Genomic DNA, 424 nt, shown 5'->3' with positions numbered 1-424 from the left:
CAGGTATACATGGCGGGTGTGCGGCTCAAAATGCGCCGGGTATTGCAATACGCTGTGCGGCTGCAGCACGACCGAGCTGCCGTCCTCCAGCACAATGGTCTTGGCCAGGTCGCTGTCATTGCTGCGCCGCTCCAATCCCGCCGGTACCTGTACGACAACCTCGGCGGGCGCAGCATCAAACGGCGCCCGCCACAACAACCAAACCCCGCCAAACAGCACCAGCAGAACCGCGGCCTTGCTATACCAGTGCTGCCACGGCCGCAGCGGCACCGGCTGCTCGTCGGGCAGTGCCAGCGTCGTCGTAATTTTATTGCACCCCTCCTGCGTCCTGTCACTTATTAAACACTGACGCAGCCCACCAAATTGGGAGTGTTGATAACGGTTGTCGCCGTAATCTTAAAAAAAAAGTGGGGGGGGGGGGGGG

The 424-nt window shown here is 60.6% G+C and carries 1 pseudogene; it reads right to left on the bottom strand.

Features of this window, described 5'->3' with window-relative positions:
- A pseudogene (locus KK062_RS30055) lies at positions 1 to 270 on the bottom strand (hypothetical protein); the annotation flags it as partial.
- Positions 271 to 424 lie beyond the last annotated feature (154 nt).

This window comes from Dawidia cretensis (genome assembly GCF_018598175.1).
In the GTDB taxonomy this organism is placed as follows: domain Bacteria; phylum Bacteroidota; class Bacteroidia; order Cytophagales; family Cyclobacteriaceae; genus Ohtaekwangia; species Ohtaekwangia cretensis.
The sequence above is the reverse complement of the archived record's forward strand: the minus strand, read 5'-3'. Positions and strand labels throughout refer to the sequence as shown.